Consider the following 18,610-nt stretch of genomic DNA (forward strand, 5'->3'; position numbering starts at 1 on the left):
AGGTAACGGCGGCATTATGGTGGGAATTATTGTTAATATTCTAATTGGTTTTGTGATTGGTCTACTGGCAAGATTTTTTAAGCCTGGCAATGACAAGATGGGATTTATACTGACTTCCGTGGTGGGGATTTTAGGATCTTCACTAGCTACAATCTTAGGTCAAGCCGTAGGGCTTTACCATCCAGGTGATGCCGCAGGTTTTATCGGCTCTGTAATTGGGGCCGTGATCTTGCTGTCTTTACTTTCTTATATCAGAAAAGGACGCCCCTAGTTTCAAATCTGGGGCACGGGGTGTCTCGACCAAATAGTCTCCCACCTTAATCAGAAAAGGACGTCCTTAGTTTCAAATCTGTGACCCCAAAGAGTATTATTTTTAGGTCTCACTGACTTGTGGCTCATTAAGCCAAGTGTACAAAACTTGGTGTCTGTCTTCTAGTCTTTATACTCGGCCTCTGTGTACTGTCTTACAGTGTCTTTACTGATCCCAGGGGCAGTTTCTAGTAAATACATTTTATTATCTTTTATTTCAAAGACAGCAAGGTTGGTCACAATTTTGTTCACACACTTTTGACCTGTTAAAGGCAGTTTACACTCTTTAAGGACTTTAGAATTTCCCTCTTTATCAGTGTGTTGCATGATGACCACTACACGACGAGCCGAAGCCACAAGGTCCATAGCGCCCCCCATGCCTTTGACCATTTTGCCTGGGATCATCCAATTGGCGATGTCTCCATTTTGAGCCACTTCCATCGCACCCAATACAGTGAGATTCACATGCCCCCCCCGAATCATGGCAAAGCTGTCTGCAGAAGAAAAAAAACTAGCCCCTTTTACAGCTGTCACAGTCTGTTTGCCTGCATTGATCAGATCAGGGTCTACTTGTTGATCTGTAGGAAAAGGTCCCATACCTAAGAGACCGTTTTCACTTTGAAGCATGACACTTTTACTGTCGTCAATGTAGTTGCTTACCAAAGTAGGAATACCAATGCCTAGGTTGACGGCATACCCATCTTCAATTTCAGTGGCCACTTTCTGTGCCATCTCTTCTCTTGTCCAGCCCGCATTAAAAGACATGTTCGTTCTCCTTTGCTTTGCTTGTGGGTGAAGGCCTTTCTTTGACCGAAATTAAGCGTTACGAACTGTGCGTTGTTCGATGCGCTTTTCGTAATGTTCACCGCGAATCAATCTTTGTACATAGATTCCAGGAATATGAATGTGGTCGGGATCAAGTTCACCCACTTCCACAATCTCTTCCACTTCAGCGACAGTGATCTTACCCGCAGTGGCCATCATGGGATTAAAGTTTGCTGCCGTTTTTCTAAAGACCAAATTTCCATAAGTATCAGCCTTCCAGGCTTTGACAAGAGCAAAGTCTCCGATAATGGCGCGTTCTAATAAATAGGTACGGCCATCAAAGTCCTTGGTCTCTTTACCCTTAGCCACTTCAGTGCCTACACCTGTGGGCGTATAGAATCCTGGAATGCCAGCCCCACCTGCGCGTATGCGCTCGGCTAGAGTTCCTTGGGGGGTGAGTTCTACTTCCAGTTCGCCTTTTAAAAATTGTTCGGCAAAGGTTTTATTTTCACCAACATAGCTAGAGATCATTTTTTTAATCTGTCGTGTCTGTAAAAGTAAACCCAAACCAAAATCATCCACTCCAGCGTTATTAGACACACAGGTGAGATCTTTTGCACCTGTATCTCGTAGGGCCAGAATCAAATTTTCGGGAATTCCGCATAAACCAAATCCTCCTACTAAAAGAGTCATTCCATCTTTAACGCCTTCTAAAGCGTCCTTGGCTGAAGAGTATATCTTTTTGCTTTTCATGGCTTAAACCTCAATCACTTGAATAGACTTCAAGTTATAAAAATATTTGTATTTAAACGCGCTCAACAATAACAGCTACGGCCTCTCCACCACCAATACATAAGGTCGCAAGACCGAACTGTTTATCTTTGCTGTGAAGAGCATGTAAAAGTGTGGTGAAGATTCTAGCTCCACTGGCTCCAATAGGATGACCAATGGCAACGGCTCCTCCATACACATTTACTTTTTCATCGGCGATCTTAAGATCTCTTTGGGCGGCCATAGTCACTGCACTAAAGGCTTCGTTGATCTCCCAAAGATCAATGTCATTCACGCCGAGCTTAGCGTTTTCAAGGGCCTTCTTGATCGCACCCACAGGAGCTGTGGTGAACCACTTAGGATCTTGGGCAAAAGTAGCTTGAGCTAGAATGCGAGCTAAAGGTTTATGTGTGCCTTTAAAATCTTCACTTCCTAATACCAGAGCCGCAGCCCCATCGTTGATCTTACTGGCGTTAGCTGCTGTGATGGTGCCGTCTTTTTCGAAGGCAGGGCGTAGAGTAGGAATTTTATCAAAACGAGCCTTTCCAGGTTCCTCATCCGTATCCACAGTGGTGGTCGCACCACGCACTGTGAATTCCACTTTGGCCAGTTCTTCTGCAAAAACTCCTTGGCCTTGAGCGGCTTGGGCTTTTTTGTAACTGTTTTCTGCAAACTGATCTTGCTCTTCACGAGTGAATTTGTACTCTTTAACACAAAGCTCTGCGGCATTTCCCATGTGCCAATTGTTGTAAGGGTCCCACAGGCCATCATGAACCATAGAGTCAATGACCTGACCATTTCCCATTCTGTAGCCATTACGGGCTTGAGGCAGAAGGTAAGGGGATTGAGACATAGATTCCTGTCCTCCGCATACGACCGCTTGGCTGCGTCCTAAACGAATAGAATCATCAGCAAGCATCACGGCTTTTAAACCTGAACCACAGACCTTGTTGATCGTCATGCACTCTGTAGAGGTGGCTCCACCAGCACCAATCCATGATTGACGAGCGGGAGCTTGTCCTGCTCCTGCGGGAAGCACTTGCCCCATGATGCACTCTTGAATTTGGTCTGAGTTGAATCCTGAAGTTTCCATTGCGGCTTTAATCGCAATAGCACCTAATTGTGGTGCTGAAAAACCAGACAATGCGCCATTGAAAGCACCCACTGGAGTGCGTTTTGCTGAATAGATATAAGTCGTTTTTGAAGACAAATTGACCCCCTTTAAATTGAGAGTATAAACATCTAAAAGACTGGGCCAGAAGTCAAAGTCCAGCCTGTCAAAGACTGCAAATAGCGGCGTCGCTTTTAATAAGGGTGTTGACTCATGAGCCAAGATCAAAGAAAGTCAAAGTTTAATATTTTAAGGGGTTTATTTATGTCTGCTGCGAAGAAAAAGAAGGCCACTGGCAAGACCACGGCTAAAAAGACAACCAAAAAAACAACAGCTAAAAAAGTAGCAAAAAAAGCCACTACTAAGACGGCAAAAAAAACTAAAGCCGTGGCTAAACCCAAAGCGGCCAAACCCACAAACAAAAAAGCAGCGGCAAAAAAGACTGCGGCTAAAAAATCAACTGCTCCTAAAGGGGCAGCTAAGGCTCCCAAAGCTGCTGTCAGTAAAGCTCCTAAAGTAAAACCAGTCTCCGCGAAAAAAACAAAAGCAGAGTCTACGGCTAAAAAAGGATCTGCTAAGGCATCTAAGTCAGACAAAAACGTGAAAGCAGTCAGTGCCAAAGCCAGTAAAAAAATAGCGACTCCTAAAGAGAGTGCAAAGCCTAAAAAGGCCCCTCAAGCCAAAGAGGTGAGCGCACCTAAAGTAGATCCTAAGTCCATCACAGAAGGTTTAGTCAAAGTAGAAAGCAAGGCCAAGATTGCCGATGTTCTATTGACCGATGCGGAAGGACGTGTGCTGTGTCGTTTCGCGGGCTGTGATGCTCCTGCTGTGGTAGAGAGCTATTGCCGTTATCACTATCTTTTAAACTGGAAGAAGATTCAGTTGCGTAAAAAGATTTTAGCTGAAGGAAAGCTTGAGAACTACATCAATGAACTTACTGCGCGTTACCCTGATAAATATTTAGAAATGATGAAGAGTGATCTCAAATCAGAGAAAGACTTTTTAGCCGCCGTTCAAGAACTTGAAATTGATGATCCAGATGCAGCGATGAGTGACAGCGATGCCGAGAACTACTTAGAAGAAGTGCGTGGCATTCGCGGTGACAATCGTGGGTCTTCAGAGGACGATTACTAGGGTATTTTTTCAAAATATTCTCCCTAGATAGAAATTTTTAATAAGGTAATTTATATAAAAGACTCCGCTTTTTTAAGCCATCGAGGTGAATGTGAAACGGGGCCTTTGTCTTTTTGTATTGTGCATCTTGGGGACCATCCCCGCGAAGGCGAGGCCACAGTGTTTGCATTATTTAAGTGCTGACATTTTTAAGTCCCAAAACCTACAAGAACGAGAAAAGGCCATGGCTCAACTTACCGAAGCCTGGTCTAAAAACTCAGAGAACCAGAACTCAAAAGTCTTTGCGCAAGAATGGTTTTTAGGACAAGGGGCCGAGGGCGAAGCCTACTTAAAATTTAGACCCAGAGCCAAACATTTCAACGTTGTACACAAATACTTTTATACTGAAATTTGGGGAAGGTCTGCTTACAGACTAGCTCAGAATGTGGAAAGCCTAAGATGGCTCAGACAGTATAAGGAACAGGGACTTCTTGGAAACATCGAGGTGGTTCAACTTTACGGTGTTTCTGAAGCACGACTTGCGATGTACCTAGAATATATTCATGGGGATAGCGTTTTGCATCTTACACATCGTCGCACAGACCAGAATGGGGGTTGGACCAATCCCACTTTTGAGCTGCGAAAAGATTTGGGTTTTAAGGAAATGGAGGTCTTAAGACGTTTTGACCAAGAGACCGAAAAGATCAGTGGCTTATGGAAAGAGCGAAGAGGATATTATACTGAAGCTCGTCAAATTGAGATAAATGGCGAGCTTTTTACAGTTGTGCTGCTGATTAAAGACCAAAGAACCCAGCGTACCATTATTGATCTTAATATCATGAACATTGTCTATGACACTGCAAATGATCGTTTGGTCATTGTAGACCCTCATTAGTAGATAAATTATCTTTAGTTATAGACTCTTTCATCCCTTCGACTCTATTTAAGCCCCATTTAAATAAGATCGGGCCAAAAATTTCATTTAAGGTCACTAAAGAAATGGCCAAGGTGGCCAGTTGTGGTCCAACGTGAGGGACACGTTCGTACACAATCATAGAGATTCCAATGGAAAGTCCTGCTTGCGATACAAAAGGGGTAAAGCCATATTTTTTCAGATCAGGTGTACTGCGTGCAAGTGATTGGGCTGTGTACTCTGAGAACCATGTAAGTGCCACACGCACAACAAATAGAATCAGAACCAGCTGCCACATATTGAGCAGGTCTTCAACGTGCAAAGAGGCCCCCGCAGTGGCAAAGAAGGCGATCATGATGATAGAAGAAAGTGCTTCAATGGACTCAATCAGCTTTTCTGACTGTTTAGAAAAGTTAGTCACCACAAATCCCGCCACAACAAACACCAGAAGAGTATCATAGTGCAGATAAGAGCACAGAGCGGTCACACCATAAGAGATAGCGATCACAAAAAGAATAGGGTTTCTGTGGATAAACTTAAAGTAAGCCGCAATAAAAAGCCCAAAAAAACTTCCCGCCGAAATAGAAGCCAGAATCTCTTTAAGTAAAGGACTGATCCCACTTAAAGAAAAAGTCATGTGGGGATCAAGTGTAGATTTGGTAAAGGCCATAACAATAGAAAAAATAATAAGTACAACGACATCAAGAATCACCACAATACCCAAAGCATGTTCTGAGAGACGATTTTTGATTTGGGTTTCACTTAAAATAGCGACTACTGCAGCAGGAGATTTAGAAATCGCAATGACGGAAAACAAAACCGCAATAGATACAACGGTTGCAAAGTCATGGTCCTTAAAAAAGTAAACATGATCTCGCATTAAAATCAAAGTGGCGGTGATGCCTATACCAATAAAAACAATATGGGCCCACGTGGCGTGGATAAGGCTTTTTAAATTTTTTCTAAGCATTTCCACTGTGAACTCTGAGCCTGCGTGCATAGCAATTAAGGCTAAAGCAAGTCCATTCACCAATCGAAGTTGTTCGACCTGCTCCTGATCTAAAACCCCTGACAGAGAAGGCCCAGCAAGTAGGCCCGCAAATAAATATCCCGTAAGACTTGGAAGCCCCACAATAGAGCAAAGTCGGCCAGCAACCAGGCCCCCTAGGACCAAAAATCCTAATCCAAATAGTCCGTTACGTTTAAACTCTAACCCTAAAAAATGTTCTGTGACCCATACACCAGCAATCACAATTAAGATGGCAAGGATGCTTTGTCCTACAACTTTAAAATCTACGGACTCATGGGAGCTGCTCATGAAGCCACCTCTTCTTTGGTGTTCGCGTTCAAAGCATCACGTTTAGCAAATTCAAGTATCAAAGACAAAATGTCATTAGCAATAAACCCGACACAAAAACTACTTAAGATAAATCCAGTATCTTCATTATGAAATTTAGAGAGATGCAAAGATAGGGTAATGGGCAAAGCCAGTTGGGAGATGGGAATGATGGTGGTCAAAACCTCTTCGATGCTGGCTTTACGAAGACCAAAATTTAAAATCAAAGCCTTCATGGCAAAACGGGTTAAAGCCAGTAACACACCGATGATCATCACACTGGGTGTAATTGTAATGAACATTCCACAAAATAAAGCGATCACAAATTTTAAAGGGATCAAGGTCTTAGTGAGTGTGGTATCATTAAGCACACGAACATTATGCAAAGTGGCCATAGACCATCCAAAACCAAGTCCGACTAAAACTTCAAGATCACCAAGTCCTGCACTCCAACCTGTGCCTAAAATACAAACTCCAGCTAAAGTCAGACGCCCAGGAGTGTTCAAAGACTTGTCTGCTGGAATGATCAAACGACAAACAAGTCCCATTAAAAACCCAATGGCAACAGGGATAAGAAGATTCAAATAAGTGAATTTATAAAGATTGTTCGTAAAAAGATAAAGCAAACTGATAAAAAAGAAGAAGAGTACAAAAGGATTTTCTTTTGAACTGAAAAGCACAGAGCTTAAAATCAGTGATGTGGCTAAAAGTTTAATGGACGAAGGAGCAAGACTGAACATGTCTAAATCAGAAAATTCAAAAGTATGAATGATAATCAGAGTAGAAAAAAAGAACACCAGATGCCCTAAGAAAAAAGGCAAAAGTTTAATGACAGATTCAAGGCTAGGTTGAACCTTCCACAGTCGGGCCCCAACTAAAAAAGCAATCCAAGTGAGTCCCACCTTCAGAGCCCAAGAGAGCTCGCTTAGAGTGGAGGGGAGAATGGGAACCAGACCTTGAGTGGGTGAAAAGAAAAGGCCAATAAGAATAGGAATAGAAATAAATGAAAAGGCGTTGACCTTTTTTAGAAAATCAAGATTAGCAACAAAAAAAGTAAGGGAGAACATCCCTAATAAAATTAAAATCGCGTTCAAGGTAGAAGTTCCTCAATTAAATCTGAGCTGAGTTTTAAAACTCCTTGGTCGTGAGCACGGGAAAGTGTACTTAAGACCTCCGTGTGCACGCTACTTGAAAAACGAGGTACAACTAAAGAGAGATGATAAAGCGTTGAGCTGAGTGAAATGCACTCTAGGGTCACCTCCATATTTTTTTCAGTAAAAAGAGATCGAAGATCTTCTAAAGTGTCTTCTAAACTCTTTTGCCTTTGTAATTTAAAGTGGTAAGTCTTTTTGTTGTATTCGCGCTTATGAGTAAAACTCTTAAAAAGAAAGAGAGCCATAGGAATAAAGACTCGTCCTCCTTCTTCAGGCACGATGGTCAATCTGTACAAAGAGATTTCTGTGATTTCCCCTTGCTTATCACCAATCTTAATCCACTGACCAAGCTCTAAAGCCCCCTGCCAGAGAACAAAACTGCCTGTGGCCACAGAGACAAGAAGCGGCAGGGTGGCAAGGAGGAGTATGATGGTTGCCGCAATGATGATGTGTTCAATAGGAGTGTTGAATCGTCCAAAGAGAGCGGCCGCAATCAAAGGAAAAAAGATCACACATGACAGTGCTGTTCCCCAAAAGCGCACCACAGAGATTCTAAACTCTTGTAAAAAACTCCAAGAGATACGACCTGACCTTACGCCCTTTAAAAATAAATCTAAAATTTTAAGAGAAAGGTTCCAAAAGAAAAGTAAGATGAAGGCTAAAAGCAGTCCAGGTAAAGATTCAAGTAGGGCCTGGACGGACTTGATACCCTGAGTGAAGATCTCTGCAAAAACATGGCTCATGGCTGTGCGTGTGACAGCAAATTGTCCAAGGATGGCCGCTAAGGTGGTCAACAGAATAACGATATAAGAGACCACTCGTCCAATGACCAAAAATAAAGCGAACAGTCCTCCCAAAGCTTGTGGAGAAATAAGAGTTTCAGACATAAGGACAACGGGTTTTAAGCTCTCTCTCTTTTCTTCGATCATCAGATCCGCACGATTAAAGAACATTTTGATTTGATGAAAGATCGCAAAGCCCATCAAAGCGAAAAACACGGAAAGAAAAAACTGTAGGGCGATTTTTTGAATATGTAGTCTTTGAAACTCTTCTGTCACAAAGTTATTGAGTTCTGTCTGAAGTGCTTCCTTATAGTCACTGGCTGTTTTAAATCCAGCAGCACGACGGTCATTTTTATCTAGATTGACAATCTTGTATCCACGAACACGAACCTCTAAAGACTGATCTTCTTTTATAAGAATGTCCACAAGCTTAGAGTCGGCTTCTAAAGTATCAGAAGCATTCATGGCATTTTCTAGATTCGCCGAGGCCTGTTTTATTTTTTCAGTCAGTTCAGGAAGTGGATCTTCGCTCTTATAGTAAATTTTAAAAACGGGCTGCTCACGAAAGACAACATTTTTATAAAGAGGCTCATCTTGGGCAGAAGGCGTAAGACTTTTTTCGTCTTCTAAGGAGTCTTTAGAATCTGTGGCTTTAGCTGCTCTTTGGATGGGTTCATTTGAGGCTGCGCCTTCTTGGGAGGGATCACTCTGTGGGGGCTCCTCAATGACTGCATTTTCTGGATGAATATGTGCGGAAGGGACTTCGGTAGCTGAAGTTTCTGCTTTTTTCACACCAGCGGCCCATACGGAAGAGGGTAAAGAAGTAGAAACTATAAGTGCAGTAATAATCAGCAATGTCAAAATAAGAGGAAACACTAAGGCCGATCGAAGAGCAAAAGCACAGGCTCTAAGCATAAATTCTCCTTCCAAAGGATAGCAGAACTTATGTTAAATCAGACCTTTAGAGGACGACAAGAAAAAATCTCGCGTTAAACCACGGGCTTGTATCTCTAGTTTTAATTTGTCTTTTATCCTTCAAAGACCCCAGGCCGACTCGGGTGCAAAGCGTCTTCGGCTTTCGTCATAAGTTTTGGATTGAAATTAGATTTGAGAGAAACCCTTTGGGCTTCCCTCAAATCTAATTTCAATCCAAAACTTATGCCGCAAGTCGGATACGCATTGCTCGCTCGGATGGAGTCTTTGAAGGATAAAAGACAAATTCAAACTAGAGAGACAAGCCCCACAGTGTGTGGGGTGGTGAGAAAGTGAATGCGGTGTTCACATAGCACATTCACTTCAGAAATAAAATTTTAGATTATAAGCCTACGCACATGTCTAATTTTACGTTTTCGTGGAGTTCGCCTCGGAAGGTGAAGTGGGCGATACCGCATGAGATAAACTCAAGAGACATATCGGCGGCACTTCCAGAGAGACCTCCGCCTGTGGCCGCTCCTTCGAGTTTACCTGAAGTAGGGCAATTACATTTGTCGTAAATAAGTTTAGCGGTGGTTGCGAGTTCGACATTATAAGCATCACTTCCTGCACGATTATGTAAAATGATAGTTCCGCCATCGGCTTCAAAAGGATCGGCAGGGTTAGCGGAAAGTGTGACGTTAAAGGCTGTGCCTGTGCGAGTGGAGAGATCAAGAGGTGTAAGACTAAAAACTCCAGTAGATGCACTTCCTCTACGATGGATTCCTGTAGATGAAAAAGTCCAATTCAGAGCATCTGCTCCTTGAGTCAGGGTCTGTTGGCCTTGAGCTGCATAGCCACCGCCCGCCCCATTCGAGTCACCAGTAATGCTAATAGTAATCGCTTCGTAACCTTTAAGTTGTGCCGCAAATTCACGAACAATTTTATCTCCAGCAGTGTCGATCTTGCAGTCGTTGATAGAGGCATCATCAGCATCTAAAAAGCTAAAGTCTAAGCTGCCTTTAAAAGAGAAAGGGTCTTGCACTTGGCAATTGTTTAAAGAGATATTTTTTTCTCCAGTAACGCAGCCAGGAATAGGCTCATCTGGACAGATATCAACATCTAGCTCATCCAGATTGTTGGCTGCCATCAAATTTTGCGTCACAGCCCCCAAGTTATCCGCGATAGCACTGGGAACAACAGTGGCTTCAATGGCACTGGCTAAATAATCCTCTAACAGACTACATCCAGACAAAGTCGATAATAAAACCCCAAAACAAAGAACCTTCCCAAAGCGCATACGTACCCCTCTTGTCAAAACAACAAGTACCTATCGGGCAGTAGGATTGGGAATTTAATGTATAAATGAAAAAATGTTTTTAAGACACACCCACAATATATCAAAGCTAATCTTGCTTATACCCCACCTGACCACTCGGTCTCAAAACCAAACGCCCAAAAATGAGATGGCCCTTTGGTCTTCTTCTCTAAGATTCTAAATACCTGATCGAAAGCCCCATCCGAGCGAGCAATGCGTATCCGACTTGCGGCATAGGTTTTGGATTGAAATTAGATTTGAGGGAAGCCCAAAGGGTTTCTCTCAAATCTAATTTCAATCCAAAAGTTATGACGAAAGCCGAAGACGCTTTGCACCCGAGTCGGTTCTTGGGGGTTTTGATCAGGTATTTAGAATCTTAGAGAAGAAGACCAAAGGGCCATCGAATGCTCTAGTGCTTTTTTTGACTTTGACTTAAAGTTTCTACGATACTTGCGATTTCATCGCTTTCAAGATCGCCGTGAATGAGCTCTTGGTCTTGCGTTTCACCCAAAAGTTGATTGGCCATATCTTCAAGTTCTTGATTGGTGGTGTCGCGTTTTAAAAAGATGGTTTTGCCTTCAAAATCCAACCCGTGCCATTCATAGGGAAAGTCTTCGTCGGGATTTTTAAAGTAGGCTTGCAGCAAGCTGGCTCCAAGGTCGACTAGGTTTTCAAAAAACTTCATGGGCTGACCTGCTTTGGAGTCATAGTCGATGGACAGGTCAAATTGCACAGGGCGTAGGACGTTTTTTTCTAGATATCCAATGCGCATAAGAATTTCGTTTTTAAAAATCTTCCCATCAAGCATAAATTTGCCCTTTTGAGCCTGTTCTTGAAAGTGAGTCCCAAGAATCTCAATCACCTGGGTTTTAAAGTCTTCAGGTAAAGCGGTCCAAGCTTTAGATTGGGGCAAACGTGGGTCCATAAACTCCTCCTAAATTGAGGTGTGGGTCAAATCTCTGCTTTTCCACCTGTCAGATTTAATACAATCTATGAGGACTGCCAGTGGATGGGGCAGAAGAGTACACCATTTCTTCTGCGGTAAACATGACGGCACTCTGTTGGAGTGGCCGTAAGTGTCGCCGAAGAATACACCATTTCTCCTGACTGTAAACCCTTGTCTGTAAATTATGGAAAGTCTTATGCTTTTCTCATGTTGACCTAGGCATTTCCAGTATATAAAACGGGGAATTATCAAAAGAGGACGAGTTTGAGCATTCAGGAAGTAAAAACCCAGAAAGAAAAAAAGAAGCCGCAAATTCAGAGGTATAAAAGTGGAGCACAGGGCGAAGGTGTCAGAGAGGCCTTTACGGGCTTAGGACTCAGTTACCACATTTCGACCTATGGCTGCCAGATGAACGAAAACGACTCGGAACGGATGAGCTCTCTCCTTGAAATGATGAATTTCACTGTAGCGCCTGCTGCTGACAGTGCTGATTTGATCATCATCAACTCTTGCAGTGTGCGTGAAAAGCCTGTGCATAAGGTTCACTCCGAAGTCGGTCGTTATCGCAAGATGAAAGAGAAAAACCCCAATCTTCGCATTGGGGTCGGTGGATGTGTAGGTCAGCAGGAAAAAGACCAACTCTTAAAAGACATACCTGTTTTAGATTTTGTATTTGGAACAGATGCCATTGATGAACTCCCAGGGCTTGTGAGCCAAGTGTATTCAACGGGGGATCGTTGGGTGGCAGCTCGTTTTGAGCATCAAAAACCTTACCATATTGAAACTTTAAATCGTAATCCAGGGGTTTCTACCTTTATCAATATCACAAAGGGATGTGATAACTTTTGCACATTTTGTGTTGTGCCCTTTACGCGCGGGCGTGAACGTTCGCGTCCTTATGCTGATCTGATTCGCGACATTCAGGGGCTCACTCGACGAGGAGTTAAAGAGATCACACTTTTAGGCCAGAACGTAAACTCTTATAAATCTGAATGTGGGGTGAACTTTGCGGGGCTAATGAAAGGAATCTGCACCGAGACAGACATCGAAAGAATCCGCTACACCACCAGCCACCCCAAGGATTTCACTGAAGAGCTGATGCAAGTGTCTGCGGATTATCGCAATAAAATCTGTGATTACATTCATCTTCCAGTTCAAAGTGGAAACACCGAGGTTTTAGCACGCATGAACCGTGGTTATTCGCGTGAAGATTATATTGCTAAAGCCAAAAGAATTTTTGAATATCTGCCAGGCGTTTCGTTCTCCACAGACATCATCGTGGGTTTTCCAGGAGAAACCGAAGAGCAATTCCAAGATACACTCAGCTTACTAGATGAAGTGACTTACGAAAGCATTTTTGCTTTCAAGTACAGTCCTCGTCCTTTTACAAAAGCCGCTAGATGGGAAGACCAGCTTTCAGAAGAAGAAAAGTCAGACCGCTTACAAAGGCTCTTTGATAAACATAATAAAATCGCGTTTGCTTTGGCCCCTGAATATGAAAATCAGACTTACGGTGTGCTTGTAGAGTCTTACAATGACGAAACTCAAGTGGCCACAGGCCGAACCACTAAAAACAAAGTCGTGCACTTTATGGGGCAAAAAGATCTGATCGGGCAGACGGTGCCTGTGAAGATCACTAAGGCCTTCCCCCAAACCTTAAGAGGAGAATTGAACTACAGTGATCAATAACACCGACGGACTTATTCCTATTTTCCCTCACGGACTGGTTATCGCGGGCGCAGATCAAGTGCCCTTTATTTTATTTAAAGACGCGGCAAAGGCTCTCTCTTTTCCGTTGTGGCTTCCTTACAATCCAGTCAAAATGCAACATAATATTTCAATCGCCCGATTCTTCCGTGCGCCTGGGTCTTTGCCTCAAGACATTTTAAGATTCTTTAACTACGAAGTGGAAAGCTGCGTGTTCACAGAGGTCAAAGCAGGAGTGCAATGGGCGAAGGTGGTTTTAAAAACTCTGGTGAAAAGCAAATCAGGTGCAGAGGCTAAAACCATCAATATGCTGGCTTATGAGGCTTTTTCTTTGGGGACTCTCAACCCTAAGATGCAGTATTTTGCCACAGACGAATTTATCAAATCGACTCGTGAGGATGAAATCAAAGACATTCACCACATGGATTTCAACAAAGAAAAGACCATGCGTAAGCACGGCCAAAAATATTTAATGTAAAATTAAGCCTAGGAGCGGGTATGCAGATGTCACTTAAAGGTAAGTCACCACAGATCGCCGAGGACGCCTTTGTGGCAGAGACAGCAGACCTCATTGGGGCAGTGACCATAGGCTCTCAAAGCTCGGTTTGGTATCGGGCTGTTTTAAGAGGGGATGTGGCCCCCATCACCATTGGCAAACGCAGTAACATTCAAGATGGCTCCATCATTCATGGCAGCTACAACAAGAGCGAAACCATCGTTGAAGATGATGTGACCGTGGGCCATGGGGTGATTCTACATGGCTGTCATATTCAGAGCCACGTTTTAGTGGGGATGGGCAGTGTGGTGATGGACAATGCCATTATCCCTAAAAACTGCATTGTAGGGGCGGGTTCTCTAGTCACTGAAGGGGCTAGGTATGAAGAAGGTTCACTCATTATTGGAAGACCTGCAAAGATTGTTAGAAAATTGACAGAAAAAGAGATCGCCTCTTTACAAGATAGCGCAAATCATTATTTAAGAATATCATCTTGGTATCAAAATAACGAAAAGGAGTAGGCCCCTATGGAAATTAAAAAATCATTAACTTTTGATGACATCTTGTTAGTGCCCCAATTTTCAGAAGCAGTGCCTACGGAAGTGGAACCCAGAACCTTTTTTGCAAGAGACATTCACCTCAATACTCCAGTTCTGTCGGCTGCCATGGACACGGTCACAGAAAGTAAAGTGGCTAGAGTCATGGCTCAACTCGGAGGCTTAGGAATCATCCACAAAAACCTAAGCATTGAACAGCAAGCGGCTGAAGTAGAGAAAGTCAAAAAGTATGAGAGTGGGATGATTCAAAACCCCATCACTCTTTCTCCAGAACATAAAGTCAGTGATGCTTTAGAGCTTATGAAACATTGGTCTATCAGTGGCGTGCCCATCACTGTGGGCGATAAGCTGGTGGGCATTTTGACCAACCGAGATTTAAGATTTGAAACTAACACCAGTCAGATGATTGCGAATGTGATGACCAGTGAAAATTTAGTAACAGCCAAAGAAGGCACAACCTTAGAAGACGCTAAAAAGATTTTACAAAAACATCGAATTGAAAAGCTTCCTGTTGTGAACAAGGACAATGTTCTTAAAGGTCTTATCACCATCAAAGACATTGAAAAGGCGCAGACCTATCCTAAAGCGACTAAGGACGCCTTAGGACAGCTTCTAGTCGGCGCCGCTACAGGAATTGGCACAGGTGGAAAAGAAAGGGTCGAAGCTCTTGTGGCCGCAGGAGCCAATGTGATTGCGGTAGATACAGCTCATGGGCACTCTAAAAATGTTTTAGAGATGGTGGAATGGGTCTCTCAAAATTTTAAAGACGTGATTGTTGTGGCAGGAAACGTGGTCACCGCTGAAGCCACTGAAGAGCTGATCAAACGTGGTGCGGATGTGGTGAAAGTGGGCGTAGGCTCAGGCAGTATCTGTACGACACGTATTGTTTCAGGAGTGGGTGTTCCGCAAATCACAGCCATCATTGAGTGTGCCCAGAAGGCGAAAAAACTAGGGAAGACCATCATTGCTGACGGGGGAATCAAATTCTCTGGTGATGTGACAAAGGCCTTAGCTGTGGGGGCTAACACCGTGATGCTTGGAAATATGCTTGCAGGTTGTGATGAAAGCCCAGGGGAAACTATTTTATATCAAGGTCGAACTTATAAAGTGTATCGCGGGATGGGCAGTATTGGAGCCATGAAGTTAGGTTCTAAAGATCGTTACTTCCAAGATAGTGTGTCTGAACATGACAAGCTTGTGCCAGAGGGAATCGAAGGGCGTGTGCCTTACAAAGGTTCTGTCAGTGGCATCATTCACCAGATCATTGGGGGCTTGAAGTCAGGGATGGGTTATGTGGGAGCCACAAGCATTCAGGATTTACAAGACAAAGCCAGATTTGTGGAGATATCAAGCCAAGGTCTGCGCGAGTCCCATGTGCATGACGTGACCATCACTAAAGAAGCTCCTAATTACAGACTAGATTAACAAGAGGACATGATGACTAAAGACATTCAATCGGGAGTCTTAATTTTAGATTTTGGTTCTCAGTACACGCAATTGATTGCCCGACGCTTTCGTGAGATGGGGGTTTACTCTCAAATCTTCCCCTTTAATTTTTCCTTAGAAAAGATCAAAGAACTTGAGCCTGCGGGGATCATTTTAAGCGGAGGCCCTCAATCGGTATTAGATCCAGAGGCTTATCTAAGAGATGTAAAGGACCTAGAGGCCCTAGCACCTGTATTGGGGGTCTGTTATGGAATGCAGCTCGTAGCACAGCAGTACGGTGGACAGGTGATCAAGTCTGACACACGCGAGTACGGACTTTCTGAAATCAAAGTGGAGTCAAAGTCTTTGTCTCAGTCTACTTACAAAGTGTGGATGTCTCACGGAGATGTGGTGGATCAAGTGCCTTCAGGGTTTGAAGTGATTGCCACGAGTGAAAATGGTTTGATCTCATCTATGGCTTCAGAGCGGATTCTTTGTTTTCAGTTTCACCCAGAAGTGACTCACACTGAAAAGGGAAATGAATTTTTAGATGTATTTGTAAAAATGTGCCCACGTATTTCTAAAAAATGGAAACCTGCAAATATCATTGAAGATTTAACTCAAAGATATTTAAAAGAAGTCCCTAAAGATGAAAAGATTTTGTGCGCCCTTTCTGGAGGCGTGGACTCCAGTGTGGTGGCGACACTATTGACCAAGATATTTGGTCCTGAAAAAGTGCTTTGTGTATTTGTAGATACAGGGCTTTTACGTAAAAATGAATTTGAAGAAGTCTTAAAGTCTTACGATGGTTTAGGTCTAAACGTAAAAGGTGTAAGAGCTTCGGATCAATTTTATCAAGCGCTAGCAGGTCTTGATGATCCAGAAGCTAAACGTAAAGCTATTGGAAAAACCTTTATTGATGTATTCAAACAAAATATTCCTCACGATTCCAATATCAAGTGGCTTGCTCAGGGAACACTTTATCCTGATGTGATCGAGAGCGTGTCTCCTACGGGTTCGAGTGTCACCATCAAGTCCCACCATAACGTGGGAGGGTTGCCTAAAGACTTAGATTTAAAATTGATTGAACCTTTAAGGGAACTTTTTAAAGATGAAGTCAGACGTATAGGTTTAGAGCTAAATATCCCCAGTTACCTGATTGGGCGTCATCCTTTCCCAGGACCTGGTTTAGGAATCCGCGTCCTTGGTGAAATCACTCCCGAAGATGTGCGCACCTTACAAGATGCTGATGCTATTTATATTGAAGAGATCAAAAAAGCAGGACTCTACGATCAAATCTGGCAAGCCTTTGCTGTGTTACTCCCAGTCAGAGCCGTAGGCGTTCAAGGGGACGCTAGAACCTATGACAAAGTGGTCGCTTTAAGAGCCGTAACTTCTGTGGATGGCATGACAGCCACTTGGTATCCTTACACCCATGAATTTTTAACCAAAGTTTCTAATCGCATCACCAACGAAGTCAAAGGTGTCAATCGCGTCGTTTATGATGTGAGCAGCAAACCCCCAGGCACCATTGAGTGGGAATGATTGCCTGCTCGTCTCTCTTGAATTGACTGAAATATCTACCTAAAACGCCCAGGGCCGACTCGGGTGCAAAGCGTCTTCGGCTTTCGTCATAACTTTTGGATTGAGATTTAGCTTGAGAGAAACCCCTTTGGGACTCCCCTCAAGCTAAATCTCAATCCAAAACCTATGCCGCAAGTCGGATACGCATTGCTCGCTCGGATGGGGGTTTCTAAGGTATAATCAAGAATTCTAAGAACGAGTCCGCTTCCAGTACCCAGAGGCTTTGATCCATTCGTCTTGGGTGATGTTGTTCTGTAGAATGTAGTTTTTAAGTTGTAAAGCGACGTAGCTTTCGGTTTTGATCCAGATAAAGCCATTGCCTTCAGGTTTTTGGAAGTCATCAAGAGCTTTTAGAAAAGAATCTGAACTGCCATAGCCTCTTTGGTCTGCTGTTCGTTCTAGCCATTGGATTTCCATACCTTTAGGTGTGTCTTCCGTTTGTACTTTTAAGGCATCACTCATCTTTGAAATTTCGGCAAGGACTAAACCTTTGGCGTCTTTAGGCATTTCTTGTAGGCGACGTTGCAATGACGGAAGGCCTGATTCGTCGGTGAGGATGAGGTACCAATCAAATGTATAAGATAAAACGAAAGACCCTCTTGGGCCTGCAATATAAAGTTCATCACCCTCTTTAGCTTTCCAGGCCCAAAGTGCTCCAGCACCTTTGTCACGCATAAAGAAAATGAGATCTAGCGTGTTGTTGTTTGAATCATAATTTATAGGAGTATAATCACGCATTAGAGGCTCTGGTTGCCCTGCTTCGGTTTGCAGTCCTTCAGGTCCTAAACGTGGTATGCTATAGTGTCCTGTTTCTGGGTCAGGGAAAAAGACCTTCACATGATCATCGGGCGAAGCTGTAACAAAATCTTTAAGGTCTTCGCTGTAAAAAGTAATTTGAGTAAAAATAGGTGAAAGGGGTGTGATCTGTGTGACTTTCAGTTTTCTGATCTTCACATCATGCTTAAGTCGCGTAATAGCCGTATTTAAAGTCGATACATGTTCCATACTTCACCTCAAAAGCCTAACACTACACAATTTTTCATTCCTAGTCAGCAAAACTCCCTTTCTAGCCTCTTAGTTGCGAGAAAATGAAAACGTAATGGCCTTCCTTATTTTCTTTAGTTCTATCTGATACGCGGTTGAGGAGGGACGTGCATATTGGCAATATTTTATATGAATTTTCAAATTTATTTTTCCTTCACACAAAGCAAAATTTGAAGCAATATGCGAGTGTGTGAAGGAAAAAATAAGTATGATCGTTTTAGTTACAGGAGCAAGTGCGGGTATTGGTGAAAAGACGGTGATTAAATTTGCAAGTCTTGGGCATAAAGTCATAGCCATAGCGCGTAGAGTGGAACCCCTATTAAAACTTAAAGAGCAGTTTCCAGAGTTTATTTTGCCTTTAGTTCTG

17 protein-coding genes are annotated in these 18,610 nt (G+C 43.1%); 8 read left to right on the top strand and 9 right to left on the bottom strand.

All coding sequences use genetic code 11. From position 1 onward, the window contains the following. Nucleotides 1-16: 16 nt before the first annotated feature. Nucleotides 17-271 carry a GlsB/YeaQ/YmgE family stress response membrane protein gene (locus M9899_07855; protein ID MCO5114073.1) on the top strand — a complete coding sequence of 85 codons (255 nt, stop codon included), beginning with the start codon at nucleotides 17-19 and terminating at the stop codon, nucleotides 269-271. A gap of 161 nt (nucleotides 272-432) precedes the next feature. Here M9899_07855 and M9899_07860 read toward each other — a convergent pair whose 3' ends face one another. From M9899_07860 to M9899_07870, 3 genes are read right to left on the bottom strand one after another with little or no spacing between them, the layout of a single operon-like run. Beyond that, on the bottom strand, nucleotides 433-1,074 hold the full coding sequence (locus M9899_07860; GenBank protein MCO5114074.1) for a CoA transferase subunit B: 642 nt from the start codon (nucleotides 1,072-1,074) through the stop codon (nucleotides 433-435). Between the two features lie 51 nt (nucleotides 1,075-1,125). Further along, complete coding sequence (locus M9899_07865; protein MCO5114075.1) at nucleotides 1,126-1,827, bottom strand: CoA transferase subunit A; 702 nt, start codon at nucleotides 1,825-1,827, stop codon at nucleotides 1,126-1,128. A 52-nt stretch (nucleotides 1,828-1,879) separates the two neighbouring features. Beyond that, nucleotides 1,880-3,055: a thiolase family protein gene (locus tag M9899_07870; protein MCO5114076.1), complete on the bottom strand. Its 1,176-nt coding sequence runs from the start codon at nucleotides 3,053-3,055 to the stop codon at nucleotides 1,880-1,882. A gap of 114 nt (nucleotides 3,056-3,169) precedes the next feature. Between M9899_07870 and M9899_07875 the strand changes: the two genes are divergently transcribed. Both M9899_07875 and M9899_07880 read left to right on the top strand, forming a co-directional pair. Beyond that, on the top strand, nucleotides 3,170-4,090 hold the full coding sequence (locus M9899_07875; GenBank protein MCO5114077.1) for a hypothetical protein: 921 nt from the start codon (nucleotides 3,170-3,172) through the stop codon (nucleotides 4,088-4,090). Nucleotides 4,091-4,313: 223 nt separating this feature from the next. Further along, nucleotides 4,314-4,964 carry a hypothetical protein gene (locus M9899_07880; GenBank protein ID MCO5114078.1) on the top strand — a complete coding sequence of 217 codons (651 nt, stop codon included), beginning with the start codon at nucleotides 4,314-4,316 and terminating at the stop codon, nucleotides 4,962-4,964. On the opposite strand, the gene M9899_07885 is transcribed toward M9899_07880, so the two are convergent. From M9899_07885 to M9899_07905, 5 genes are all read right to left on the bottom strand, one after another. After that, nucleotides 4,945-6,300, bottom strand: a complete 1,356-nt coding sequence (locus M9899_07885) for a cation:proton antiporter (protein ID MCO5114079.1) — start codon at nucleotides 6,298-6,300, stop codon at nucleotides 4,945-4,947. The genes M9899_07880 and M9899_07885 overlap by 20 nt on opposite strands. Continuing rightward, on the bottom strand, nucleotides 6,297-7,412 hold the full coding sequence (locus M9899_07890) for a hypothetical protein (GenBank protein ID MCO5114080.1): 1,116 nt from the start codon (nucleotides 7,410-7,412) through the stop codon (nucleotides 6,297-6,299). The genes M9899_07885 and M9899_07890 overlap by 4 nt, the downstream gene beginning before the upstream one ends. Then, entirely contained in the window at nucleotides 7,409-9,169 is a 1,761-nt protein-coding gene (locus M9899_07895; GenBank protein ID MCO5114081.1) for a mechanosensitive ion channel, read from the bottom strand. Before M9899_07895 ends, M9899_07890 begins: the two co-directional genes overlap by 4 nt. Before the next feature lie 400 nt (nucleotides 9,170-9,569). After that, the gene (locus M9899_07900) at nucleotides 9,570-10,466 is read right to left on the bottom strand and encodes a hypothetical protein (protein ID MCO5114082.1); all 897 of its coding nucleotides are present in this window, start codon (nucleotides 10,464-10,466) and stop codon (nucleotides 9,570-9,572) included. Nucleotides 10,467-10,893: 427 nt separating this feature from the next. Continuing rightward, nucleotides 10,894-11,409 (bottom strand): hypothetical protein, encoded by a 516-nt coding sequence (locus M9899_07905; GenBank protein ID MCO5114083.1) that lies wholly within the window; start codon nucleotides 11,407-11,409, stop codon nucleotides 10,894-10,896. A 333-nt stretch (nucleotides 11,410-11,742) separates the two neighbouring features. Here M9899_07905 and miaB point away from each other — a divergent pair, with 333 nt between their 5' ends. The 5 genes from miaB to guaA are packed head-to-tail and all read left to right on the top strand — an operon-like array spanning nucleotide 11,743 to nucleotide 17,160. Next, on the top strand, nucleotides 11,743-13,119 hold the full coding sequence (gene miaB / locus M9899_07910; GenBank protein MCO5114084.1) for a tRNA (N6-isopentenyl adenosine(37)-C2)-methylthiotransferase MiaB: 1,377 nt from the start codon (nucleotides 11,743-11,745) through the stop codon (nucleotides 13,117-13,119). Beyond that, the gene (locus M9899_07915; GenBank protein ID MCO5114085.1) at nucleotides 13,109-13,615 is read left to right on the top strand and encodes a hypothetical protein; all 507 of its coding nucleotides are present in this window, start codon (nucleotides 13,109-13,111) and stop codon (nucleotides 13,613-13,615) included. The genes miaB and M9899_07915 overlap by 11 nt, the downstream gene beginning before the upstream one ends. Nucleotides 13,616-13,635: 20 nt before the next feature. After that, nucleotides 13,636-14,154, top strand: a complete 519-nt coding sequence (locus M9899_07920; protein MCO5114086.1) for a gamma carbonic anhydrase family protein — start codon at nucleotides 13,636-13,638, stop codon at nucleotides 14,152-14,154. Between the two features lie 6 nt (nucleotides 14,155-14,160). Further along, complete coding sequence (gene guaB, locus M9899_07925) at nucleotides 14,161-15,615, top strand: IMP dehydrogenase (protein MCO5114087.1); 1,455 nt, start codon at nucleotides 14,161-14,163, stop codon at nucleotides 15,613-15,615. A 9-nt stretch (nucleotides 15,616-15,624) separates the two neighbouring features. Next, on the top strand, nucleotides 15,625-17,160 hold the full coding sequence (gene guaA, locus M9899_07930) for a glutamine-hydrolyzing GMP synthase (GenBank protein ID MCO5114088.1): 1,536 nt from the start codon (nucleotides 15,625-15,627) through the stop codon (nucleotides 17,158-17,160). A 228-nt stretch (nucleotides 17,161-17,388) separates the two neighbouring features. Here guaA and M9899_07935 read toward each other — a convergent pair whose 3' ends face one another. Beyond that, entirely contained in the window at nucleotides 17,389-18,204 is an 816-nt protein-coding gene (locus tag M9899_07935) for a siderophore-interacting protein (protein MCO5114089.1), read from the bottom strand. Between the last annotated feature and the right edge of the window lie 406 nt (nucleotides 18,205-18,610).

It is taken from the genome of Pseudobdellovibrionaceae bacterium, from assembly GCA_023954155.1.
Lineage (GTDB): Bacteria > Bdellovibrionota > Bdellovibrionia > Bdellovibrionales > UBA1609 > JAMLIO01.